Source organism: Exiguobacterium sp. AB2 (assembly GCF_000696055.1).
Lineage (GTDB): Bacteria > Bacillota > Bacilli > Exiguobacteriales > Exiguobacteriaceae > Exiguobacterium > Exiguobacterium alkaliphilum.
Window position 1 is genome coordinate 1 of the sequence record NZ_JNAA01000085.1, and the last position, 23,927, is coordinate 23,927.

Genomic DNA, 23,927 nt, shown 5'->3' on the forward strand with positions numbered 1-23,927 from the left:
CGAAGAGATGACGCGCTCACTCCGACTTCGTCGTCCAGACGCGTCGCCGCACTTGTTCGAATAAACCGAAGACGGCGGCCGCCCCGAGCAAGACGACACCCGTGACCGTGAACTTATGTTGTAAAGCAATCGTGAGCCAGCCGAGCGCGGCGGAGCCGACGACCGTACCGAGTGAGAAGAAGGCGTAAAAGTAACCGTACGACTTGCCTCGATTCGTCCGTGTCGTCGCTCGAATCAATAACGTATTGATGGCCGGGAATAAGATGGCAAAACCAAGGCCGTAGAAGGCGAGCACCGCATAGAGCGCCATCACACTCGTGGCGTTCCCGATGAGCACTTGACTGACACCAAGAATGCCGATGCCGAGCGCGGCGAGTCTCGTCGTTTCAAGACGGTCGAACAGCCGGTTCGTCGGCAAGACGAAGACGAGGACCGCCACGATACCGAACGTACTGAGTAGCGTCCCACTCAACCGGGAGTCGTACCCGAGCGCTTCGACGTAAAGCGGCAACAGATAGGCGAGCGCCCCTTGCGAAAACATGAGCAAGAAAGCACCGACGTATGCCTTGAAGACGTCCCGCTGTAGCCCTTGGGACGCCATCGTTGGTTCAGCATCCACCAGACGTTCCGTCAAACGGGACGTCCGCATGACGAACAACGTCAAGAGGGTGACGCCAATCCCATAGAGCGCTACGAACGAAAACACGACCGGGACCGACGTCCGGCTCGCCAGGATCCCGCTAAACGCCGGACCGAGGATTGCGGCGAGTCCGACGAAACTCCCGGTGAGGGCGACCTTCTTTCCTTGTCGGTTCGCAGCAGTCAGGTTGGCCGACAAGGTGAATGCCGCCGGCACGATGAGGCCGGCCACGAATCCGTGGATGACACGGACGACAAGCAACGTCGTCGGGTGATCGACAAGCTGGTACGCGAATAAGCTCGCACTCGACAAGAGGAGACCGGCGAGCAAGATGCGATACGGACCGACCTTATCCGTCCATATGCCAGACAAAACATTGCCGAACGTGTTCGCTAACGAGTAGATGGCAATCGCGACGCCGGCGATGAACGGCGTCGCCCCGACTGAGACAGCGAACGTGCTCATGACGGGGAGCTGGGCGAATAAATCAAAGAAGGCAAAAAAGACGATACTGTAGATGACAAACGCTGACGTCTTGTTCAATCGTTTCAACTCCTCGGCCAAGTCAAATCAGACTAAGTTTTCAGCTCCAGTCTAGCTTGCCATCTATATTTTGTATAGACGACTGAGCACACCGACACAAAAATGCCCTACAAACGAATTTGTAGGGCACCCGATTAATTTGTCACTTCGACGGCCGTGTCGAGGGCGACACGAATCATTTCGTCAAACGTCGATTGACGCTCTTCTGACGTCGTCTCTTCGCCAGTCAACAAGTGGTCTGAGATCGTGAGAATCGTCAACGCGTTGACTTTATGTTTGGCTGCGAGCGTATAGAGGCCTGCCGCTTCCATCTCAATCGCGAGGCAACCGAAGTCGGCCCACTTTTTGAAATGGTGGAAGTCATCTTGATAGAATTGATCGGCTGTGAAGATTTGACCGACTTTGACTGGGATTCCGGCTTTCTCCGCGTTTACATACGCACGATGTAGGAGGTCGAACGTCGCAGTCGGTGCATAATCCATTCCATCGAAACGGACACGGTTCTGCCCCATCTCACTTGACGCGCTCATCGCGATGACGACGTCACGGACTTTGACATCTTCCTGAATGCCGCCGGCCGTACCGACACGAATCAAGTTTTTCGCGCCATATGACATGATCAACTCGTTCACGTAAATCGACATCGATGGAACGCCCATCCCCGTTCCTTGTACCGAGATGCGTTTGCCTTTATACGTCCCTGTGAAGCCGTACATGCCACGGACTTCGTTGTACAATTCGACGTCCTCAAGAAACGTCTCGGCGATATATTTCGCACGAAGCGGATCTCCTGGAAGTAGTACCGTTTCTGCAATTTGTCCTTCTTTTGCTCCAATGTGTACACTCATGATTCATGTCCTCCTTTAAAGTTGTCGTTGATAATGTTCCCGATATTCATTCGGTGTAACACCAACTTGTTTCTTGAAGACTTTCCGGAAATATTTATCGTCCGAAAAACCTACCGCTTGGGCGACCTCGTAAATACGTTGTCTACTCGTCTCAAGGAGACGTTTGGCCTCGAGCATGCGAATCGAAAGCAAGTACTCGGATAAGTTGACGCCATAGTGTTGCTTGAACCGCCGCGATATGTATTCACGGCTCAAAAAAAAGCGCTCACTCATCCCTTGCAGACTCAGTTCTTCCGCATAATGCCGTTCGATGAACGCCCCGATTTGGACGATCGGGTCTTCTGACGATGGACGGATGTCGACAAGCGCCCGTTCGAGCGTGTCGTTCAAGACGTCCGGGTCAATCGGTTTGAGTAAATAGTCGAAACTGCCGAGTTGAATCGCGCGCCGCATATACGAATACTCGTCATACCCGGTCAAGACGATCAACTTTGCCGACTCGGCTTCTTGATGGAGCCACTCCATCAACTCGATTCCGTTACATCCCGGCATTTGAATGTCCGATAAGACGAGGGCGGGACGTTCTGTAGCGATCAACTCCTTCGCTTCGTTCCCGTTGCTCGCCTCAATCACGGTCGTGACACCGAGACGCTCCCATTCCCCGAGTAATTTGACAGCCTCCCGTACCGGTGACTCATCATCGACAATCAACACTTTCGTCATGACGCATCCGCCTCCTTCACCGCTGGAAAACGCATGACGATGCGAAAACCGCCTGTCTCTGGTGTAGCCAACATAAATTCAGCCTCCCGTTTATAGTTTAACATGAGACGATCGCGAATGTTCTTTAAACCGGTACCTTCCGCGCCGTAGCGCAATTCGGTCGTCTGTTCCATACGTTCTTGTAACGCTTCAAGTTGATTATTCGGGATTTTTTGTCCGCTGTTCTCACAATGGACGACGAGCTCAGGCCCAATCTGTCGGATGCGCAGTGAAAACCGGTTTGCCGTCGAGGACCCGTCACGTTCGAATCCGTGTTTGAAAAAGTTTTCGGCAAGCGGTTGTAAAATCATCTTCGGCACGACGAGCGTCTGCAGCTCCTCGGGGACGTCAATCTCGATACAGAACTGATCAGGGAAACGGACGTGTTGAAGCCGGACGTACGACTGTAAATGGTCGACTTCACGCCTTAACGTGACCATCGATTCGTCCGGATGCATCGTATACCGCATCATCGACGACAGTTGCGTGATGAGACGATACACTGTCTTGCCATCCCCCTTCAAAGCGAGCGTGCCAATCGATTGGAGCGCGTTGAACAAAAAGTGCGGGTTCGTCTGCGCTTGAAGTGCCCGAAGCTCATTCGTCCGATTCTCGAGCGCGAGCCGATATTCTCGTTGAATCAAATCATCGATTCGCTCAATCATCAACTTGAATTGTCGACCTAATACCCCGAATTCGTCATTTCCGAGGGAATCGAACGAGACGGTCATGTCCCCTTGCTCGATTCGTCGTATGTTCGACGTCAATGTCCGAATCGGTGTCGTCAACCGCATCGATGCATACGTCGCACCGATGAGGGCTAGAACGAGCGAGGCAATTCCGACGATGAAGATGATGAATGACGTTCGTGAAGCCGGCTCGGTGAGGAGACGGTCGGGAATGGACTTGCCGACATAAAACGCCTGATTTTCGAACTCAAACGATTTGATGATGCGATGATGTTTGTCGTCGCGTGATACGGACATCGGGGCAAGTGTCTCTGGAATCGGCTCGGTGCCAAGATGAGCGAACACTTGATCACCTGCCCCGACGAACCAAAGGCTCTCATCCGGGCTGTTTTGTAAAGAAGCGAGCTGACCGACGAAGACGTCTTCCGGGATATCAATTGATAAGACGGCGAGCGGTGTATCGGTCTCGATTTTATCGAGTCGAAAATGGAGTGTGACGACTTCTTGCTCCGAGAGGATTGGGCCAAAGTCATGGTACGGGACGAGCGGATGCGACGCCTCGAGCAAGACACGACTCTCTTTGTTTTCAAGCAGTTGTTGTTGAATCGGGCTCGGTTGTTTCTTCGAACGCGGTGACACCTTCATCTTATACGCTGCGAACGAGTCCATATCCTCGAGTATAAGCAGTTGGATTTGTGCGACGTCTTCCCGTGACAAGTACATCCCGAGTAGCGCCCGCCTTACTTCGAGTTCGGTCTGTTCGAGGGAGAGACCCGGACCGTACTCTAAAATATCGAGCACGTCCCGATTCGCATAGAGGCTCGTCGGGAGACGGCTCAAATCGGATATGTAGCGTTCAAACTGCAACGTGCCACGTTCGAGCGACCATTCGGTCAACTGCAGGCCGCGTTCACGCTCACGGTCCTTCACGTACCAATAGGAAATAATCGTCGCCAAAATGACCGGAACGAGAATCGTCAGCGCGATCATTCCCGTCAGTTTCGTTCGAATGCTGTTCACCGTCATCCCTCCTCCTCCGATTATATCACGGCCGATGCAAACGCTTGCAAAGAAGCAAAAAAAAGATTCGTTCCGTAGACTTTCTACAGAACGAACCTCTACATCACTCATACGAGCGCAATAATTCCACAAAATCGAAAGGATGTCCTTCCGCAACTGCCAAATCACGTGGCGTCATGCCGTCCATGTTCTCAATCGACGCATCGGCCCCGTTCTCAAGCAATAGCTCGACCGTCGCGTAGTCGACTTCTTCGTTATAGAACAAGTTATGGAGCGGCGTGTCGCCATATCCGTCTTGCGCGTTGACATCGGCACCGCCTAAAATCTCGGCTTCAATCTCGTCATAGCTCGCATTGTCATAGGCAAGCTGTGAAAGTGGATCTTCCATCGTCATATCGGTGAATCCTTCACTAAATGGTGTCGAGGCAAGACTCGCGAACCCGTCACTCATGACGAGCCACGCGATGATGGCCCCGTTCAACACGACCGTCATGGCGATCGTCCCAATGATTGACGCTTTGACATATCCGGCCGTCTTGAATACCGGTACATTCACTTCGCCAGCTGCCGTGGCAATGGCGGCGATTCGTTTCGGTAGCGTCGGATGTGTCGTAATGAGTTCACTGTATTTGGCGATAAAGCCGTTCTCACGGCTCGCCTCTTGTAAATAGTCGAACTCGTTCACTTCCTTAGCGAGCGTGCCACCAACTGCAAGGACGGTAAGCGCCTGCTTCGCTGCCGCTTCGTCTTGAATATAATGGGCCGCCATCCGGTCGCACGTATATTCGCAAGCCCGCGAGTAGGCCGACCCGAGGAACGGGACGATATTCCCGAGCAAGACGAGCCATTGTTTTTGCACATGGTTACGGCGAATATGCGCTAGTTCATGCGCAATAATGAACTCGACTTCTTTCACTTGACCGTTCCGTGACAACTCAACGATGTCTGAGTATAAAATGATCATATTCTTTTGGAAGAACCGTGTCGCGAACGCGTTCAAGATGCCCCCGGCTTGCAAGATATAGACGTCCGGTAACATCCGGATGCCCATCCCTTGTCCGACGCGTTGATATATCTCATACAGATCCTTAAATTGATGTTCCGTCACTTTGACCCCGTTCGTTCGAATATAGCCGATTTGAATCCAGTGGGCGAACATCGATAATGACACGATGAAGCCGATGATGACTAAAAAGATGCCGAGTGAGGCAATCGTTAAGACGATGGCTAAAAGAATTGTCATAACGCTCGCCGCGACGAGCAAGCCGAAATACAAGTTTTCATGCTTATGAATAAGTTTTGTTTGATTCACGTAATATTCCCCTTCATTTTCCAATTAACAACCTAATTATAGCGACTTACTTTCAAAAAGCAACAAAAAAAATAGAAACTGACAAAGTGTCAGTTTCTATCGAATCGTCACGCGATACAATTGATCGTCGTCGGCACCCGGATTGCCGCGTCCGTCCGTATTGTTCGTGATGTAATACAGTACGTCCCCTTCGAGCCAGACGTCACGTATCCTGCCTTTATCCTCGATGATCGAGAGCACGTCACGCGTCTCGCGATCGAGGGCGACGAGACGATTCCCGCGCAACGTTGCCATATAGACGTATTCCTCATCCGCGACGATTCCGGACGGGGCCCACGAGGTCGAACCGACTTCGAACCATGGCGTCTCGAGCCCGTCCGCGGTCTCATCCGCCTCAATCAACGGCCATCCATAATTTTTTCCTTGCTCGATGCGATTGACTTCATCGTGACCGGATGCCCCGTGCTCACTCGCATAGAGGACATCGTCAACACTCGCCAACCCTTGCGGATTACGGTGACCTGAAGAATAGATCCAGTCAGTCGGCTCCCCTTCACCGGACAGCGGAATTCGAAGAATCTTCCCAGCGAGCGACGTCTCATCTTGGGCGAGGTCAGGGACGAGCGCATCGCCGTTCGTCACCCAAAGCGCCTCACCGTCCAAAAGCAATCGGCCGCCGTTATGGAACTGCGCACCCGGGATGTCTTCGAGGATGACGTCCGTCTCGACGAAGCGGTCCTCTTCCCATGTCAGTTCGACGACACGATTTTGGACGTTGCCTGGTGTGCCGTACGTGTGGTAAGCGTACAGTTGGCGCGAGGTGTCGAAGTCCGAAGCGAGGGCGAGGCCGAGTAGCCCTCCTTCGCCAATCTCGAGCACCGCTTCAGTCAACTCGACGGTTTGCCGGTCCACGTTCCCTTCCTCATCGATGACGGCGATCGTACCACCGCGTTCTGAGACGAGCCAGCCGTCTTCGATTCTTGCAATGGACCACGGCGCTTCGAGTTGGCTTGCGACAGCTTCACTCGTTCCGACCGCCAAGCCTTCACCCTCGTCAGTCGTTTGTTCGTTTTCAGTCTCGTCCGTTTGTTCAGGCGCCTGTTCAATCGGTGTTTCGTCTTGCGCTCCATCCTCTGCCGGTTCGGTTGCACATCCGGCGACGAAGATGAGGCCTAACATGAGAATCCATCGTTTCACGATAATCGCCTCCCTTGCCTCCATCATAACGCGATTTTAGTTGTCGCGTGAAGGCTCGGGTGGGCGCACTGGCAAACGAAACGCGATGAGAAGTGCGATGAACGCGGCAAGCGCGGCCCCGGCAAAGACGGTGTTCAAGCCATCTGCAATCAACTGCTCACCTTGCAGACGGACACCCGTCTCAAGCGCCGTGCTCGCGGCCCGGTTAAAGAATGATTCGAGCGAGACGCCACGTAGCGCCTCTTCCGTCCGAAACCCGCTCAAGACGATGAAGTTAAAGACGGCCCCGAACACGGCGACGCCAAGCGTTTGACCGACCGTGCTCAAAAATGAGTTCGCGGCGGTCGCCGTTCCACGCTCCCGATATGAGACGACCGTCTGCAAGACGACGATAAACATCGGTTGCGATAATCCGAAACCGACGCCAATTAAAGCGACGGCGAGATAGACGAACACGTCGGGACTCGCTTGCGTGAGGCTCGTCAGAAGAATCGTACCGAAAAGCAACAGGCTCATCCCCGATACGGCGCGGCGTCTCGGGGAAGCCGCACCGAGCGTCCGGCCGCCGATAATCGAGGTGACCGTCCACGACACGGAGAGCGGCATGAGCATGAACCCTGCCTCTGTCGCCGTCTTCCCGAGGACCGCCTGTGCCCAAATTGGAATGTACGCCGACATCGACACGAGCACCCACGCCGCAAAGAAGACGGCCCCGTTAATCGACGCGATCACCGGATGCTTTAACAGCGCGAACGGGAATAGCGGTGTTTTGGCACGACGTTCGGACACGTAAAAGCTGGCGAGCAATAACAGACTCGCCACCCCACTGATGACGACCGGAGACGTCCAAACGTTCGTCTCGCTGAACGTGATGAGGGCATACAGGAATGCTGACGTCCCTCCCGCAAACAACAGGGCACCTTTGACATCAATCCGCTCCGTCGTCTCGCTCACATTTTCTTTATAGAAGGCGACAATCATCAAGAACGAGAAGAGCGCAAACGGAACGTTCAGTAAAAAGACGTAACGCCAAGACAATGTTTCGACCAAAAAACCACCAATTACAGGACCTAACACACCGGAGACCCCCCAGACGGCACTCAAGATTCCTTGAATCTTCCCGCGCTCCTCGTATTTATACAAGTCCCCGATAATCGTCATCGAGATCGGTAGCACCGCACCGGCGCCAAGCCCTTGTAGCGCCCTGAAAATGATCAGTTGTTCCATCGACCCGGCAAGCCCACAGAGAAGCGAGGCGACCGTGAACAACCCGATTCCGAATAAGAGCACGCGTTTACGTCCGAACAAGTCAGCCACTTTTCCGTAAATCGGGGTCGAGACCGCCGTGAACAATAAATACGAGGCGAACACCCAACTGACGAGCGCGGCGCCGTTCAACTCGCTCGCGATGACCGGTGTCGCGACGGATACGACCGTCCCTTCAATCGCGGCTAAAAAGGTCGCAAGCAGTAAGGCGACCGTGACATTCTTTCTCATCCCATTCATCTCCCCAACAAAATAGTGGCGTCGGTCAGTCCCGAACGCCACCTCAACTGTCTATTATTTTGTCTGAGCGACGCTTGTTTGACAAGAGAGAATACTTAAGCAAGAGAATGATTTCAGTTTATCCAAAAAAACAGGCGCGAAGGGGTCATTTCGCGCCCGTGTCTTCATTTCGTCTTATCAAGCCAGACTTTCGTGAAGTCTTGCAACATCTCGTCTCCGGTCTTTTGACCGCCGACGTACGCCTGCATCAACGCACCGTACTCATTGACGGCACCGTCTGGATATTTGAACCAGTTCCACGAGATGGTCTTGCCTTCATTCGAGTAGGCGAGAATATCATCGGCGAGCGGGCCGAGGTCGTTCGCTTCAATCGACTTAAACGCCGGGATGAATTTGAACTTGTTGACCATATAGTCTTGTCCCGTCTCAGATGTCGCCATCCACTCGAGGAAATCCTTCGCTTCTTCTTTATATTGTGAGTTCTTGTTGACGACCCAGTTGTTCGGGACGCCGACCGGCAGACGGTCCATCTTCTCTTTGTCATCATTGATTGGAATCGGCACGAAGCCCATCTCGATGTCCGGATTCACGTCGAGAATCATCTGTTGGGCCCAGTTCCCTTGCTGGAGCATCGCCGTCTCGCCTTGAGCGAACTGCGTGACTTGCGTGTTGTAATCTGTCGTGAGCGGGTTCTTGTTCCCGTATTTGATTGTGAGGTCGAACAGTTTCAAGAACTGTTGGAACTGCTCGTTGTCTTCGAATTTCGCTTTATTGTCGTTCAACGCCTGAATAAAGGCATCTGGGTCGTCTTGCTGCGCCACCGGGATATTCAATAGATGGATACCGAGAATCCAAAACTCAGCGTACCCGACCGAAAATGGCGTGATGCCCGCTTGATCGAGTTTTTCCGCCGCCTCCGTCAACTCGGACAACGTCTTCGGCAATTCGTTGATTCCGGCCTTTTTGAACAGCTCTTTGTTATAGATGAAGCCATATCCTTCTAGGTTCATCGGCATGCCATACAACTTGCCGTCCATCGTCATCGGCTCTTTGGCGACGTCGCTCAAGTCGCCGACCCACTTCTCATCCGAGAGGTCTTCGAGTTTGTCTTGCCACGTCTTCGCTTCTGTGAAACCGCCGTTGTTGAAAATGTCCGGCTCATTGCCCGAAGCAAATTGTGATTTCAACGCCGCACCGTAATCGGCACCGCCTCCGACCGTTTGCACCGTCACTTTGACGCCTGTTTCTTCTTCGTATTCTTTCGCCATCGCCTCGAGGTCTTTCGCGATTTCAGCTTTGAATTGGAACACGTTCAACGTCACTTCTTTTTTCTCGCCTTCGTTCGCGTTCGCATCGTTCGACCCTTCGTTCTCAGTGAGCGAACCGCCTCCACACGCCGCAAGCGTCATCACCATGCCCGCCGTCATGACGGCCGTGGACAGTCTCCATGTTCGTTTCATCCTGATTCCTCCTTTGACAGTTGATGGGTTCACGCAATCCCATCGGTACATCCTTAATGTAAATGAAAACGCTTCCATTATGTAGGTGTAAAAATTGACGTGTAGGGTGGAAAATGTTGCACAGAAAACCAGGACTTCCATAAATGAAAGTCCTGGTGACGAGTTTCTTCTATATTATTAATTACAGCAAGCTGATGCCGGCTTCCTCACATGCGGCCACGACTTCACTCGGCCAAACCGATGATTGGACTTCACCGATGTGACGGGCCCGGAGGAGATACATCGCGACACGCGACTGTCCGATTCCGCCGCCGATTGTAAGTGGCAGACGTCCTTCAAGAACAGCCTGGTGGAATGGGTACTTCCGCTTCTCTTCAGCGCCTGCGATTTCAAGTTGCTTCGCAAGGGCCGCTTCATCGACACGAATACCCATCGACGACAATTCGAACGCAGACTCGAGTTTAGGGTGCCAGACGAGGATGTCGCCGTTGAGCGACCAGTCGTCATAGTCTGCCGCTCGACCGTCATGCTTCTCACCTGAAAGGAGGGCGCCTCCGATTTGTGAGATGAACACTGCACCGTATTCTTTACAAATCGCGCTTTCCCGATCTTTTGATGAGAGCGTCGGATAGGCGTCTTCGAGTTCTTGGCTCGTGATGAAATGGATCGCCTCAGGAAGAATCGCTTTGATGTCATACTTCGCCTCGACCGTCTTTTCCGTCTCTAGAAGAGCCGCATAAATCGATTCGACCGTCGCCTTCAAGTAATCCGTCGTCCGCTCTTCACGGGTGATGACGCGTTCCCAGTCCCACTGATCAACATATAGCGAGTGCGTCGCATCGAGTTCCTCGTCGCGACGAATCGCACGCATCTGTGTGTAGAGCCCTTCCCCGGCAGCGAACCCGTAACGCCCGAGCGCCTCGCGTTTCCATTTTGCGAGTGACTGGACAATCTCGAGCTCATGTCCCGGGTACTGTGTGTCGAATTGGATGATGCGTTCCACACCGTTCAAATGATCGTTCACACCGCTCGCCGACGTGACGAACAACGGAGCTTGGACTTGCGTGAGACCGAGCGCCGTGCTGAACTTCTCTTCGAACGTTGCCTTTACCGTCGTGATCGCCTGTTGCTTTTCCTTCATCATGCTTGTTGCTGTTGTCATTTTGTCTTCCTCCAATTGTGGGATATTTAGGACGGAGCAATAGAAAAAAGCCCTCCAATCCCATGGACTATGGGACGGAAGGCTTCAAGCTCCGCGGTGCCACCCAAATTAGTAGACGAATCTACTCACTTTTTCGAGACGAACATCTCGTAGTTCCGATAACGGGGAACGGTCCGGCTACGTCTACTTGCAAAGCGTTCGGGTAGCGACTCCAGGAGGTTCTTCGACAGAGATTTCAGACCGGGCTCTCACCGCCCCCGGCTCGCTTTGCTTACGTCTTCTGTGTACTCGTCCTTTCGATGTCGTTCACAATTGAATTGACCCTATTATTATCAATATTCAGACGAATGTCAACAGTCTTTTTCAAAAAAAATTCTCCCCCGTGTAGCGGACGGGGGAAATCCCTTGGGAAGGGTTATTTGATCGAGCCGCTCGTAATCCCTTTGATAATATGCTTTTGCATACCGAAGAAAAAGACGAGGAGCGGAACGATCCCAAGGACTAATCCAGCGAGTGCCAAATCCCATTGTTTCGTATATTGTCCGAAGAAATAGAACGTCGCGAGCGGAATCGTGCGCAGCTCGATGTCTCGGAGGACAAGTGAAGGTAAGAGAAAATCGTTCCAAATCCATAGGCTATTCAAGATGACGATCGTCACCGTGATCGGTTTTAATAGCGGGAAGACGATGCGCCAAAACACACCCCACGTCGAGCAGCCGTCGATAATCGCGGCTTCTTCAATTTCCTCGGGAATCGATTTCATAAAGCCGTGATATAAGAATACCGAAATGCCGGAACCAAAGCCGAGATACATAATCATCAAGCCCCAATGGCTGTTCAACAACCCGAGAATGCTCGACACCTTGACGAGCGGAATCATGATTGACTGGAACGGGATGACCATCGCTGCGACGAACAAGAAGAAGATGACCGTCGAAATCCAATGTTTCGTCCGCACGAGCTTCCACGCCGCCATCGACGTGAAGATGACGATGAAGAGATTCGCCCCCGCCGTGATGAAGAGCGAGTTAAAGAAGACGCGCCCATAGTTCATGGCTTCCCACGCCTCTGTATAGTTCGATCCGAGCCAAACGTTCGGCAATGCCGACGTATTTGTATAAATCTCCGCAATCGATTTGAATGAATTGACGATCACATAATAGAACGGCACGAGATAAAGCAGACCGAGTAAGATGGCAACCAGTTCAACTAGACCGAGACTCGCCGTATAGCCTCCGGTACGGAGCGGTTTTTGGGGCAACAGCCGCCTCGGGGTTTGATCAAGTTTTGACTCCATCTGTTCAATTTTTTCCGTCGTCATGCTTCCACCTCCCGCTTCTTCGTCAAGTAGACTTGGGTGACCGTAATCACTGCGACGACAAGGAAGAAGATGACCGCCTTGGCCGACCCGAGTCCGTAATTATTGTTCACGAACGATTCCGTGTAAATGTTCAAAGCGAGCATCTCGGTCGATTTGAACGGTCCGCCGTTCGTGAGCGACAAGTTCGTATCGAACACTTTGAACGACCAAGAGATTGTCAAGAACAAACAAATCGTGATGGACGGCATAATCATCGGGAGTGTGATATGACGTAACATCTTCAACCGATTGGCCCCATCGATTTTGGCTGCTTCGAGAAGGTCCGTCGGCACGTTTTGGAGTGCCGCGATGTAGATGACCATGACATAGCCGCCGCCTTGCCAAATCGCGACGATGACGATTCCCCAAAACGCCGTCTGGGCATCCCCCAACCACGGCAGTTCGAACAAGCGCCACCCGGTGAGTGAGCCAATCGACTCAAACCCTTTAACGTAGATGAACTGCCAGATGAACCCGAGGATGAGTCCGCCAATCAAGTTCGGCATGAAAAAGACCGTCCGCAGCAGATTGCGCGTCTTTATGTTTAACGTCAGCAACAATGCGAGCGAAAACCCGACGACGTTCGTCAATAAAACGGCGACGAGTGTATATTTCGTTGTGATCCAAAACGACGCCCGAAACTGTTCATCTTCAAACAATAGACGCTCATAGTTGTCGAGTCCGATGAAGTTCAACTGTCCGGTCACCCCGTTCCAATCCGTGAAACTGTAATAGATTCCGTTAAAGAACGGGATGAGAACGATGGCCACGAACGCCAAAAATGCTGGGCCGACGAAGCCGATAAAACTGACCGATTTCTTCCAATTTCGTCTTCGCTTCGTTCGTTTCGTTTTATCTGTCATGTTGATCGCCTCCACTATCAATTTACATGGATACCAACGTTATGAAAACGGATACATTTGACGGAATGGGTGGAATATATTGAACTTACCGGATGAATTTCAAGCAGCGATACTGTATGATATACACAATGACAATACGAACGAGACCGTTCAAATAAGCGAAACAGATTCATTTACGGATCGATTCACGAATGAAACGATTACTTTATTAACAAAACGTTCGAAAGTGGAGGGAATTTTGTATATGACGACCATCAAGCCATTGACCGACCTGACGATTGCCCAACAAGCCGAGATGCTCCCTATCAAACAGATTGCAGAAAAGCTCGGATTGAAAGAAGACGACCTCGATTTGTATGGCAAATACAAAGCAAAATTATCGTTCGATTTGCTCGACGACGTGAAGACGCGGACGGATGGGAAACTCGTTCTTGTCACGGCGATTAACCCAACGCCAGCCGGCGAAGGGAAATCGACCGTCACCGTAGGACTCGGACAAGCGCTCAATCGTCTCGATAAGCAAGCAATCGTCTGTCTCAGGGAACCCTCCCTCGGCCCGACGATGGGCTTAAAGGGCGGTGCGGCCGGCGGTGGCTTCAGCCAAGTGTTGCCGATGGAAGATATCAACCTGCACTTCACTGGTGACATGCACGCCATCACGGCGGCACATAATACGATTAGCGCGATGCTCGATAATCACTTACATCAAGGGAACGACCTCGGGATCGACGTCCGAAATATCGTCTGGAAACGCGTCCTCGATTTGAATGACCGAGCACTTCGTAACGTGACAATCGGACTCGGTGGTCCCGTTCACGGCGTCCCGCGGGAAGACGGGTTCGATATCACTGTCGCCTCAGAAATCATGGCAATCCTTTGCCTTGCCGACTCGCTCAGCGACTTAGAAGCTCGCATCAAGCGCATCGTCGTCGCCTACGACCGTGACAACGAACCGGTCACGGCCGAACAACTCGGCGCTGCCGGTGCGGCGACGCTGCTTTTAAAAGAGGCGTTCAAACCGAACTTGGTCCAGACGCTCGAACAGACGCCGGCCCTCGTGCACGGTGGACCGTTCGCGAACATCGCCCACGGATGTAACTCCCTCATCGCCACGAAGACCGCATTAAAGCTTGGGGAGTACGTCGTCACGGAGGCGGGATTCGGGGCTGACCTCGGTGCCGAAAAGTTTTGCCACATCAAATCACGCATCGGCGAATTGAGCCCGGATGCCGTCGTCCTCGTGGCGACCGTCCGCGCACTCAAGATGCATGGCGGGGTCGCGAAAGACGCGCTTCACGTCGAACATGTCGAAGCTGTCAAACGTGGGCTGCAGCTACTCGCGAAACATGTCGAGACGATGGCGAAACTCGGCCTCCCGGTCGTCGTCGCCCTTAACCGCTTCAACTCCGATACGGAAGAAGAGCTCGCAGCGGTCCTCGACTGGTGCCGCTCGCAACAAATCCGCGTCGCGCTCAGTGAAGTGTGGGCACACGGTGGACAAGGCGGTGAAGCACTCGCCGAGGCCGTCATTGCAGCGGTCGAGTCGAACGAGGCGGCCCTGACTCCGCTCTATGAGCTGACCGCATCAATCGAAGACAAAATCACGACCATCGCCCGGGAAGTGTACGGTGCATCGGACGTGACGTTCACGGCGAAGGCCCTTAAACAGATGGCCCACATCCAAGCGAACGGATGGGCCGATTTACCAATCTGTATGGCGAAGACGCCGTTCTCACTCTCGGACGACCCGACAAAAGTCGGCTATCAAGAAGGCTTCACTGTCACCGTCCGTGAATTGAAACCGTCCGTCGGCGCCGGCTTCCTCGTCGCGTTGACAGGTAACGTCTTGACGATGCCAGGGCTCCCAAAACAACCGGCCGCACTCAACATGGGAATCGATGCGACCGGTAACGCGATCGGACTATTTTAAAGACTTCGGAGGGATGAGCTTGAACGTTACAGCGCATACGTATGCAGACGGATATCGGACGAACATCTTTACTGTGAGAGCGACGAACGCCGTCGCCGACTGCTTTTTGTTCCACGGCATGTTAGAACATCATGAACGCTATCACGAGTTCGCTAGCCACTTGGCGGAAAATGGTTTTAATGTATATGTTTGTGATTTACGTGGCGCAGGCGCGCTCGCGAAAGAACAGGAGAGCTATGCGCATTTACTTCCAAATGAAGGGTTTCAGCAGATGGTCACGGATGCGATGCACGTCATCGAACAGTATGGGAACGGCCTACCAACTTTCGTACTCGGACATAGCTTCGGGTCCCTCCTGTCGCGGCGGCTCGGACAGGTGATGGGCCATCGACTCACGGGTGTGGTCGCCATCTCCCCTCCGCCTGGGTCCGGGGTCATCGGTCGAATCGGCCGGTTCGCCATCGATGCGGCCATCCGTCGAAAAGGGAGCGATTATCCGTCGCGCCTGTTCGAGCGTCTACTGTTCGGTCGCTATAATCTGAAGTTCTTACCCGCAAAAACGGAAAGCGATTGGATCTCAAGTGACCCGGAAGAAGTGACGTCGTACCGGAACGACCCGCACTGCGGCGGACTGCCGACACTCGGGTACTTATATGAGGTGGCGAGCGCCTCGCTCGACGTCACCTCGCTCCCACGAATTCACGAACATCCGAAGACGCTACCGCTCCTGTTCGTCGTTGGGGCGGACGATCCGGTCGTCCATGACGGGGAAGGCTTGAAAGGAATGGTAAGGAACTATCAGGCAGCCGACATCGAAGTGACCGTCCTATCTTATGACGGGGCGCGCCACGAAGTGTTACGAGAGACGAACCGGACCGAGGTATGGAACGATATCACGGCTTGGCTACTACAGACGACTTCTATCCCACTTGAAAAAACCTCCATTTAATAGGAGGTTTTTTCTTTTTGTAAAATTCATACATACGTATTCTAAATCATTTACCTTTTTTGAAATTTTTCATCTTCTTTCCATTTTTTCTGTACGCTATACTTAGACCGCACACTAAAAAACTACCAGTTATGTATAGATTCACATGGATTGAAAGGGGTAACACATTGAAACCAACGATGACAAGACTCAGCGTGGCCGTCCTCGTCTCGAGCACTGTGCTCAGCACGATCGGCCCGACGCAGTCATACGCAGCAACATACGAAGGCACGGTAAACACCTCTATTTTGAATGTACGGTCTTCGACGTCGACCACTTCAACAATCGTCGGCAAGTTGACGCAAGGAACGACGGTCCATGTCTATTCGACGAGCAACAATTGGGCCGAAATCGATTTCCAAGGCCAAAAACGGTACGTGTCGTCTTCTTACTTGACACTCAAGCCGACCGTTGCGAAAACGAGTACGACCCAGACGTATACAGCCAACGCGAACGTGAATATGCGCTCGGCAATGACGACGACCGCTCCAATCGTCACGACGATTCCAAAAGGCGCGACCGTCACCTACATGTCGACACATGGCGCGACGGGCTCATGGTTCAAAGTGACATACGGCGGGAAAACAGGTTACGTGGCACAACGTTACTTCACACTCTCAGGAGGTGGAACGGTGACTCCTCAAGCAAACGCCACGCACACGACCGTCAACAACACGTCGATGCATAGTTCGATGATTTCAACGGCACCTGTTCTCGTCACGATTCCAAAAGGCGCAAGCGTGACACTCGTCTCGACGCACGGTGCGACCGGATCTTGGGCGAAAGTGACGTACGCAGGGAAAACCGGCTATGTGGCCATGCGCAACCTGCAAGCCATCGTCACGTCAGCACCAACGACGCTCTACGTTAAGACGGCGACGAGCGTGTTCAGCTCGACATCGACGACAGGGCAATCTCTCGGTACGTTAGCAGTCGGATCGAGTGTACGACTCGTGTCGACACACGGAGCGACCGGGTCTTGGGCAAAAGTGACGGCCGGGACATTGACAGGCTATGTCCCGATGCGTAACTTGTCTGAAACGGAAGTTGCTGCACCGGTGACACCGTATTACGCACAACGAACGGCGACGATGTACAGTTCCACATCGACAACGTCTCAAACACTCCAAACCATTCCGACAGGCGCGAAAGTCGATCAGTTGTCAGTCCATGGTGCGACAGGTTCATGGCTCAAAGTTCGTTACAATAACCAAACCGGTTATGTGGCCGCTCGCGACTTTTCGTTGACAGCACCACAAACCGCGACACCTTATTACGCGCAACGTCAAGTTCCGATGTTCTCATCGATGTCGTCGTCTCGTTCGACGATTCAAGACATCCCGCTCGGTGCAAAAGTTGATCAATTGGCGACACACGGCGCAACTGGGTCTTGGTTTGAAATCCGTTATAACAATCGAGTCGGTTTTGTCGCCGCTCGCGACTTCGCGTTGACGGCACCTGCGACTCCGACAGAGCCAACCGAGCAGTATGGGCCAGAGCGTGAAGTCCAAGTCGTCTCAAACAATACACCTTTAAACGTACGTCCGACCCCATCGACTAACAACACAGCCATCGGAACGCTCGCACACGGAACGATCGTCAACGTGAAGCCTGTCTTGAATACAGAATGGGGAATCTTGACGAGCGGTAGTTTTGTCGGAGGCTACATTCATTTAAGCTATACAGCACCCGTCTCGACGACACCGCCAACTACCGGCATTCAACGGATCGTATCTCATACGTCTTATCCAATCTCTGTGCGTGCCATGGCGGAACGTCAAGTCGCTCAGTTTGGTCAAACAGATGCGCACCGTAGCGCCCCAGCTTATTTACCGCGTGCCTGGGTAAGTGTGAGCGGAAATACCGGTACCATCGTAAATAATCAACTTCGCGTCATCTCTGGAGTGGGGACGGCACTTAAAATGTCGGCCTCTTCTACTGCAGTCACAATCGCGACGATACCTAACGGGACGAACATCGAGTATGTGGATCGGCAAGTTGTCGGCACAGCTGTTTGGTATCGCGTCAAATATGGCTCTATGACTGGTTTTGTTACACCAAGTTCGGTCGTTGGTGCAGCTAACATCCTTAGTCAACCGAGTTTGACATCACACGCATACGGTCAAATTAATCCTGGCGAGACTGTTACCATCACTGGTCAGACAGGCACTTACTATACGGTTTCCTACCGCCGCCCTGCAGGACATAATATCCGAATATTTGATAATGTGTGGCGTCGAGCCTCTGTGACAGATCTCGAACCGTTTGTAAACCCGAATAACTTCGACCAAAATTCCCAAGCGTTCTATCAGTTCCTTGATTTATCAAAGAGCGCCGGGACGACTGCAGCGACATTAAATAGAGTGCTCACAAATAGCGGCACACTAACGAACCAAGGGCAAGCATTCATTAACGCTGCAAATCAATATAGCATTAACGAAATTTATTTACTGGCACACGCCGTCCATGAGACAGGTCACGGAAAATCCTTACTCGCTCAAGGGGTGCCGGTCGATAAAGATGGGAACGCCTTAATCAACTCAAGCGGGACTCGAATCCACCCAGATCGCGAAGTCGCTGCGACTGTCTACAATATGTACGGAATCCAAGCCGTAGATAGCAGTCCGCTCGCCACAGGAGCTAAATTCGCCTTCGATCAGAAATGGTTCACTCCTGAAGCCGCCATCGTCGGTGGAGCTTATTGGATTGGTGCGAGTTATATCAATCACCCGACGCATAAACAAAATACGCTTTATAAAATGCGATTCAATCCTGCCAACCCGGGCGTGCACCAATATGCGACCGATATCGGTTGGGCGACAAAACAGACGACACGCATTTATCAAACGTACCAAACACTTGATTCTTATACACTTCACTTTGATGTACCAAAGTTCCAATAACAAACAAGAGACACGAGCCAAACTTGGCATCGTGTCTCTTTTCATGTCCATTCAATCGAATCGATGATCGCTTCAATCTCTAATTTTTCATCCGTCCGTTTATCGGCGACGTACGTCAAGAACAAGAGACGTTTTCCGTCGGTGAGCGACCAGACGTCGAGATGCATCCCGTCCTCAATCCCACTCGCATAAGCGGTCGTCATGCCTGCCGACTGATCGGTCACACTCGGCGCGACTTTCACATCAATCGGAAATTCTCCTAAGAACGTGTTCAGCTCTTGGAGCGCCGCATCCTCCGGGCGCTGTTCGGCCTCCGCCTCATAGATGGACATCTGTAACGTACCTTGCGCGTCAGGCTCTACCGAGTAAAAACTGACGTGGTCTTCTTCTTCGTTATATTCAAAGTGTTCTGGATACGCCAAACGAATCCAGCCATCGATTTCATATTCTTTCATGCAGTCTTCTCCTTCGTCTTTTTAAATGCTAAGCCGGTCACCATCTTGGCTTGGAGCGCATATTTTAACCGCTCCGTCACGTACAGGCGTTGGCTGTTTACGTCTTGGGCGATCATATGCCCAAATAAATTCATGCGAACGGTTTGATGCGAGAGAAAATAAAGGCGTTCGGAACTAAGGGGACGGTATTCTCCAGAGTCCTCCAAATGCTCGATTTCAAAACGTCTCAACACGTTGAGGGCACAATATTCGTCGGATCGCCCCGTCGTCGTATGCAACTCGACACGGACGAGCTGGACGTCATATGGACATAGGTTCATAAAGATTGGCGCGATTCGTTCATGAATCAAGAGTACGCCCATATCGCTCTCAATCAAATCAGGCAGCGTCCCTTTGTCTTGCGAGATGCTCAAGACGACGTATGGACGTTCTGTCGGTGCGAGCAATTCCCCTTTAAAGAAGCGGAATCGTTGTATGCCGGTCAATACACGGGCCCGCCAAGCATTTCCGCGCGCCTCCGCTTCAATCCGATACAGCCTCTCTCCACTCACGACTACTCCCCCTTCAATTGTTTGAGCGCCTCGACGAATCGGTCCCACTCCTGATTGTCACAGACGACCTTACTTTCAATTCCCCATTCTTCCTCAATCTTCAAACGTACCTCGTTCGACTCGACGTGACGTTGAAGCGAGGCAGCGCCAAACTGAACCCATGTCGGTTCAATCGTGAGTTGCTCGAACGGCCGGCTGACCCACTTGACACGCTCCGTCCGTAAAATGACCGACCAGTCCCGGTCGTGCCGAAACGAAAACGTCCAATCTCGGAGGTTGATCGTCCGCTCGGTTTCTTTCGCTTGTTTCATCATCCGAAACCCTTCGCTCATCAACTGCAAATACGACTTCCGTTCGCTCATGACCGCTCACTCCCCTCTTCTATTATCTTAGCAAGATAACGTACCGCGCCACAACCAATGTTTTTTCAAAAAAAGGTTTGCAAACTCAAATTCCTATGCTATTATATTTATCGTAACGTTAAACGTTTCGCGGGTGTAGTTTAATGGTAAAACCTCAGCCTTCCAAGCTGATGACGAGAGTTCGATTCTCTTCACCCGCTCCATTTTAATTAAATCGATTTGCGGGTGTAGTTTAATGGTAAAACCTCAGCCTTCCAAGCTGATGACGAGAGTTCGATTCTCTTCACCCGCTCCAACTATCGACATATACGCGAGAATCGACTCGCACACATAACCCGCATGGTGCACATCATGCAACGAGCAGGAAGTCTTCGGACTTCCTGCTTTTTGTTTACCACGATAACGCATACGTCGCTTGAATTCGGGAAAAGGTAGATAGATTCAAGAGGAGGGATGCGCCGTGATTCAAGTTCGCTTACAATCGTTCACCGTATATGAAAGTGCGCTCATGCGTACGACATCGACATTGATTCATACGGAGGAAAGCCTCATTTTAGTTGACCCGAACTGGCTACCGGAAGAAGTCGCCATGATTCGCCGCGACATCGAGCTGACTCGCGACGGGAAAAAGCTATACGTCATCTATACGCACCATCATTACGACCATTTGATTGGTGCCTATGCGTTTCCGGATGCGACCGTCATCGCCTCACGGGCGTTCGTCGAGACGAACTCGGACGAACAGCTTCAAGAAATCCAATCGTTTTATGAACAAAACTATATCGACCGACCGATTCAAAAGCCAAACGTCGACCTCATCATCGCCGAAGACGGTACGCTCGAGCTCGGCGCGACGCCAATCACGTTCTATTTGACGCCAGGTCACGACTCGACGCATCTGTCGCTCGTCGTCGAACCGCTGAAACTTCTCATCTGTGGAGACTACGGATCGAATATCGAGCCGCCGTTTATCGAACACGACGCCGAAGCGTACGTCAATTCGTTGCAGACGTTACAGACCGCCGTGTACGAGCATGAAATCCGCTGGCTCGTCCCGGGCCATGGCGACGTCTGCGACGACCGAAGCAAGATGATTGAACGACTGAGCGCTGCCGAGGAATATATTTTAGCGTTGCCCGAAGAGCGCGTATGGTCCCCACTTTGGCCAAGACACGCCTTCTTCGATCGTGTCCACGAACGGAACCGTAAACATGTCGAACAAAAGATGCAAGAACGCGAAGCCCGCCGACAAGATTATTAACAAAAAAATCGCAACGTCTCCCCAAGACGTTGCGATCCCCCCTATGTAGAACTATTTCTTTGTGACGCGTTCTGAACGGACCGTGAACATACGGTCAATCCCAAAAACCGTCGCGCCTGCGAGTGCAAGCATCCCTATCATGGCTGTTGAAAACATTGACCATACCCCCATTGTTCACAAATTCGTCATAATCACCCCGTGGTTTTATTATAGAAGAAACTTTTCTAAAAAGAAAGCGTTTTCTTCAAACTTTCTTCACATTTTCTCTGAATTCGTCCATTCTACGCTTTTGTGCAGACCGATGCAAATATGTGTAGGTTTTGTGGAATGTGGGAATACACTCTATAAGAATAAAAGAGACAGAAAGCTGTTCGTTGAGGAGGAAGAGGCATGATCAAGTATGGCACGTTGGTGCGAGTCGAAGGGAAATATGCCGTGTTACGTTGGAATAACGGCTCGAGCTTTATCCCTAGACGATTCTTGCCATCAGAAGCACGAGTTGGCGATACCATCATCCGAGACAATCACCACTATTATCTCGAAGAAGACATGACACCGAATTTTGACGCATTGATTAAACAACATTATAAAAAGTAACAAAAGCAGACCGGCCCGTCCCAGTCTGCTTTTGTCTGTTCAGTTCGTCTGGTCGTGCAACCAATCGAAGTCGACGGGACCGACTTGTTTCGCCGTCACGACACCGTCCGGGCCAATCACATACGTCGTCGGGAGCGCGACGACGCGATACGTCTTCTCGACAGTACCCGCTTCATCCAACAGGACCGGGAAACTGACGGGTACTTCTTTTAGAAACGCTTCAACGTCGGCTTGGCCGCGTCGTTCGTTTTTTGTGACGTTGATTCCGAGAACCGGGATCCCGGTCTCTTCACCGAACGTAATGAGTTCCGGCAGTTCCTCACGACACGGCGGGCACCACGTCGCCCAAAAGTTTAAGACGACCTGCTCGCCGACATAGTCAGAGAGCGAGACGGTTGCCCCGTCGACCGTGCCGAGCGTAAAGTCAGGCGCGCGTTGGCCAATCTCGAGCCCCCCTAGAACAGACGTGTCACCGTTGATGCTCATCGGTTCGGGCTGTTGACTCGCCTGATATTCGCCATACCCTTTATACGCCAGGCCGCCTATTAGCGCCAGCATAATCAGTCCTATGAATAGTTTATGAATTCTCATCATTTACCCCTTGTCGTCTTTGCGATGCATTCTCTACACTTAACTTATCATATCCATACAAAAGGAGCACACCACATGATATCTCTCCAAAATAAAAACGTACGCGTCACGCTGAAAGCACATGGCGCCGAGATGACGAGCTGGCAAGTAGACGGGACCGAACTTCTCTGGCAAGGCGACCCGACCTACTGGGGACGCCAAGCCCCAATCCTCTTCCCGTTCGTCGGCCGCTTGCTTGACGACTGCTACCGCTACGACGGATCGACTTACACGATGAGTCAACACGGGTTCGCGCGCGATGCACACTTCGATTTGATTGATTCATCTGATACGCACGCCCTCTTTGAACTACGAGACTCTGCCGAGACGCGGAACCATTATCCGTTCACCTTCACGCTTCAAATCGCATACCGTTTGATTGGTCAAGAGCTCTCCATCACCTATCGCGTTCATAACCCCGGCGACGCCATTCTCCCGTTTAGCATCGGCGGTCATCCCGCGTTCAACATCCCGTTCGCGGGTGGAACGTTCGAAGATTATACGATCGATTTCGGGACGTCGCGGACGCTCGACCGTCTCCTGCTCGAAGGGCCGTATTTGACCGGGGCATATCAACCGCTCGGGGATCGGCGCTACATTCCCCTCACCCACCAATTGTTCGACCAGGACGCCTTGATTTTCGAGAATGTCGACTATGCGGCACTACGTCACGAGCCTTCAGGCAGCGCCATCGTCATGGAATGCCCGGCGTTCACCCATTTCGGCATTTGGTCGCCACCGAAGTCAGATGCGCCATTCGTCTGCCTTGAGCCTTGGTTCGGGCACGCTGACTATACCGGTCACCGGAAAGACATCCGTCAGAAAGAGGACATGCAGCTCTTGCCTCCACGTGAGACGTTCGAGGGCACTTACACGCTCTATCTCGAG

General features: G+C 52.2%; 21 protein-coding genes, 2 tRNA genes and 1 other annotated feature. Of the genes, 8 read left to right on the forward strand and 15 right to left on the reverse strand.

The genetic code is table 11. From position 1 onward, the window contains the following. Positions 1 to 16: 16 nt before the first annotated feature. The 11 genes from DI14_RS11135 to DI14_RS11185 all read right to left on the reverse strand — a co-directional run bounded on the left by DI14_RS11135 (position 17) and on the right by DI14_RS11185 (position 13,362). On the reverse strand, positions 17 to 1,183 hold the full coding sequence (locus DI14_RS11135) for an MFS transporter (RefSeq protein ID WP_034808577.1): 1,167 nt from the start codon (positions 1,181 to 1,183) through the stop codon (positions 17 to 19). A gap of 134 nt (positions 1,184 to 1,317) precedes the next feature. Then, positions 1,318 to 2,031 (reverse strand): purine-nucleoside phosphorylase, encoded by a 714-nt coding sequence (gene deoD / locus DI14_RS11140; protein ID WP_034808579.1) that lies wholly within the window; start codon positions 2,029 to 2,031, stop codon positions 1,318 to 1,320. 15 nt (positions 2,032 to 2,046) lie between these two features. After that, positions 2,047 to 2,754: a response regulator gene (locus DI14_RS11145; RefSeq protein WP_034808581.1), complete on the reverse strand. Its 708-nt coding sequence runs from the start codon at positions 2,752 to 2,754 to the stop codon at positions 2,047 to 2,049. After that, a complete protein-coding gene (locus tag DI14_RS11150; RefSeq protein WP_034808582.1) occupies positions 2,751 to 4,508 on the reverse strand; it encodes a sensor histidine kinase in 1,758 nt (585 codons plus the stop codon). The genes DI14_RS11145 and DI14_RS11150 overlap by 4 nt, the downstream gene beginning before the upstream one ends. A 97-nt stretch (positions 4,509 to 4,605) precedes the next feature. Beyond that, positions 4,606 to 5,814, reverse strand: a complete 1,209-nt coding sequence (locus DI14_RS11155; protein WP_034808584.1) for a M48 family metallopeptidase — start codon at positions 5,812 to 5,814, stop codon at positions 4,606 to 4,608. A 96-nt stretch (positions 5,815 to 5,910) separates the two neighbouring features. Next, positions 5,911 to 7,011, reverse strand: coding sequence for a sorbosone dehydrogenase family protein (locus tag DI14_RS11160; RefSeq protein WP_034808586.1), 1,101 nt, complete (start codon positions 7,009 to 7,011; stop codon positions 5,911 to 5,913). Positions 7,012 to 7,047: 36 nt separating this feature from the next. Continuing rightward, positions 7,048 to 8,508 carry an MDR family MFS transporter gene (locus DI14_RS11165; RefSeq protein WP_034808588.1) on the reverse strand — a complete coding sequence of 487 codons (1,461 nt, stop codon included), beginning with the start codon at positions 8,506 to 8,508 and terminating at the stop codon, positions 7,048 to 7,050. Between the two features lie 173 nt (positions 8,509 to 8,681). Beyond that, positions 8,682 to 9,977, reverse strand: coding sequence for an ABC transporter substrate-binding protein (locus DI14_RS11170; protein WP_051622701.1), 1,296 nt, complete (start codon positions 9,975 to 9,977; stop codon positions 8,682 to 8,684). A 181-nt stretch (positions 9,978 to 10,158) separates the two neighbouring features. Beyond that, positions 10,159 to 11,139, reverse strand: coding sequence for an aspartate--ammonia ligase (gene asnA / locus DI14_RS11175; protein ID WP_034808590.1), 981 nt, complete (start codon positions 11,137 to 11,139; stop codon positions 10,159 to 10,161). Between the two features lie 67 nt (positions 11,140 to 11,206). Then, positions 11,207 to 11,448 (reverse strand) — a binding site (T-box leader). Between the two features lie 106 nt (positions 11,449 to 11,554). Then, entirely contained in the window at positions 11,555 to 12,460 is a 906-nt protein-coding gene (locus DI14_RS11180; RefSeq protein ID WP_235193458.1) for a carbohydrate ABC transporter permease, read from the reverse strand. Further along, positions 12,457 to 13,362, reverse strand: a complete 906-nt coding sequence (locus tag DI14_RS11185) for a carbohydrate ABC transporter permease (RefSeq protein ID WP_034808592.1) — start codon at positions 13,360 to 13,362, stop codon at positions 12,457 to 12,459. The genes DI14_RS11180 and DI14_RS11185 overlap by 4 nt, the downstream gene beginning before the upstream one ends. 244 nt (positions 13,363 to 13,606) lie before the next feature. Here DI14_RS11185 and DI14_RS11190 point away from each other — a divergent pair, with 244 nt between their 5' ends. From DI14_RS11190 to DI14_RS11200, 3 genes are all read left to right on the forward strand, one after another. Continuing rightward, on the forward strand, positions 13,607 to 15,292 hold the full coding sequence (locus DI14_RS11190; protein WP_034808594.1) for a formate--tetrahydrofolate ligase: 1,686 nt from the start codon (positions 13,607 to 13,609) through the stop codon (positions 15,290 to 15,292). Positions 15,293 to 15,311: 19 nt separating this feature from the next. Continuing rightward, complete coding sequence (locus DI14_RS11195; protein ID WP_235193459.1) at positions 15,312 to 16,241, forward strand: alpha/beta fold hydrolase; 930 nt, start codon at positions 15,312 to 15,314, stop codon at positions 16,239 to 16,241. Positions 16,242 to 16,408: 167 nt separating this feature from the next. Next, the gene (locus DI14_RS11200; RefSeq protein ID WP_034808596.1) at positions 16,409 to 19,183 is read left to right on the forward strand and encodes an SH3 domain-containing protein; all 2,775 of its coding nucleotides are present in this window, start codon (positions 16,409 to 16,411) and stop codon (positions 19,181 to 19,183) included. 41 nt (positions 19,184 to 19,224) lie between these two features. Here DI14_RS11200 and DI14_RS11205 read toward each other — a convergent pair whose 3' ends face one another. From DI14_RS11205 to DI14_RS11215, 3 genes are read right to left on the reverse strand one after another with little or no spacing between them, the layout of a single operon-like run. Next, the gene (locus DI14_RS11205; protein WP_034808598.1) at positions 19,225 to 19,638 is read right to left on the reverse strand and encodes a hypothetical protein; all 414 of its coding nucleotides are present in this window, start codon (positions 19,636 to 19,638) and stop codon (positions 19,225 to 19,227) included. Further along, entirely contained in the window at positions 19,635 to 20,189 is a 555-nt protein-coding gene (locus DI14_RS11210; RefSeq protein WP_034808600.1) for a hypothetical protein, read from the reverse strand. Before DI14_RS11210 ends, DI14_RS11205 begins: the two co-directional genes overlap by 4 nt. A gap of 2 nt (positions 20,190 to 20,191) precedes the next feature. Then, positions 20,192 to 20,551: a hypothetical protein gene (locus DI14_RS11215; RefSeq protein WP_034808603.1), complete on the reverse strand. Its 360-nt coding sequence runs from the start codon at positions 20,549 to 20,551 to the stop codon at positions 20,192 to 20,194. Positions 20,552 to 20,680: 129 nt separating this feature from the next. On the opposite strand from DI14_RS11215, the gene DI14_RS11220 reads away from it, so the two are divergent. The 4 genes from DI14_RS11220 to DI14_RS11235 all read left to right on the forward strand — a co-directional run bounded on the left by DI14_RS11220 (position 20,681) and on the right by DI14_RS11235 (position 22,409). After that, a tRNA-Gly gene (locus DI14_RS11220) sits at positions 20,681 to 20,754 on the forward strand. A gap of 18 nt (positions 20,755 to 20,772) precedes the next feature. Next, positions 20,773 to 20,846: transfer RNA gene (locus tag DI14_RS11225), tRNA-Gly, on the forward strand. A 165-nt stretch (positions 20,847 to 21,011) separates the two neighbouring features. After that, entirely contained in the window at positions 21,012 to 21,812 is an 801-nt protein-coding gene (locus DI14_RS11230; RefSeq protein ID WP_034808606.1) for an MBL fold metallo-hydrolase, read from the forward strand. Positions 21,813 to 22,202: 390 nt separating this feature from the next. Continuing rightward, positions 22,203 to 22,409 carry a DUF3006 domain-containing protein gene (locus DI14_RS11235; RefSeq protein ID WP_016508383.1) on the forward strand — a complete coding sequence of 69 codons (207 nt, stop codon included), beginning with the start codon at positions 22,203 to 22,205 and terminating at the stop codon, positions 22,407 to 22,409. Positions 22,410 to 22,448: 39 nt separating this feature from the next. On the opposite strand, the gene DI14_RS11240 is transcribed toward DI14_RS11235, so the two are convergent. Continuing rightward, entirely contained in the window at positions 22,449 to 22,967 is a 519-nt protein-coding gene (locus tag DI14_RS11240) for a TlpA disulfide reductase family protein (RefSeq protein ID WP_235193460.1), read from the reverse strand. Between the two features lie 108 nt (positions 22,968 to 23,075). Between DI14_RS11240 and DI14_RS11245 the strand changes: the two genes are divergently transcribed. Beyond that, positions 23,076 to 23,927, forward strand: an 852-nt coding sequence (locus DI14_RS11245; RefSeq protein ID WP_034808616.1) for an aldose 1-epimerase family protein, incomplete at its 3' end; no start/stop codon positions are given.

Coding starts and splice junctions, on each gene's coding strand:
- deoD (WP_034808579.1), bottom strand. CDS start 2,031: ATGAGTGTACACATTGGAGCAAAAGAAGGACAAATTGCAGAAACGGTA.
- DI14_RS11145 (WP_034808581.1), bottom strand. CDS start 2,754: ATGACGAAAGTGTTGATTGTCGATGATGAGTCACCGGTACGGGAGGCT.
- DI14_RS11150 (WP_034808582.1), bottom strand. CDS start 4,508: ATGACGGTGAACAGCATTCGAACGAAACTGACGGGAATGATCGCGCTG.
- DI14_RS11165 (WP_034808588.1), bottom strand. CDS start 8,508: ATGAGAAAGAATGTCACGGTCGCCTTACTGCTTGCGACCTTTTTAGCC.
- DI14_RS11170 (WP_051622701.1), bottom strand. CDS start 9,977: ATGAAACGAACATGGAGACTGTCCACGGCCGTCATGACGGCGGGCATG.
- asnA (WP_034808590.1), bottom strand. CDS start 11,139: ATGACAACAGCAACAAGCATGATGAAGGAAAAGCAACAGGCGATCACG.
- DI14_RS11180 (WP_235193458.1), bottom strand. CDS start 12,460: ATGACGACGGAAAAAATTGAACAGATGGAGTCAAAACTTGATCAAACC.
- DI14_RS11185 (WP_034808592.1), bottom strand. CDS start 13,362: ATGACAGATAAAACGAAACGAACGAAGCGAAGACGAAATTGGAAGAAA.
- DI14_RS11190 (WP_034808594.1), top strand. CDS start 13,607: ATGACGACCATCAAGCCATTGACCGACCTGACGATTGCCCAACAAGCC.
- DI14_RS11205 (WP_034808598.1), bottom strand. CDS start 19,638: ATGAAAGAATATGAAATCGATGGCTGGATTCGTTTGGCGTATCCAGAA.
- DI14_RS11215 (WP_034808603.1), bottom strand. CDS start 20,551: ATGAGCGAACGGAAGTCGTATTTGCAGTTGATGAGCGAAGGGTTTCGG.
- DI14_RS11235 (WP_016508383.1), top strand. CDS start 22,203: ATGATCAAGTATGGCACGTTGGTGCGAGTCGAAGGGAAATATGCCGTG.
- DI14_RS11240 (WP_235193460.1), bottom strand. CDS start 22,967: ATGCTGGCGCTAATAGGCGGCCTGGCGTATAAAGGGTATGGCGAATAT.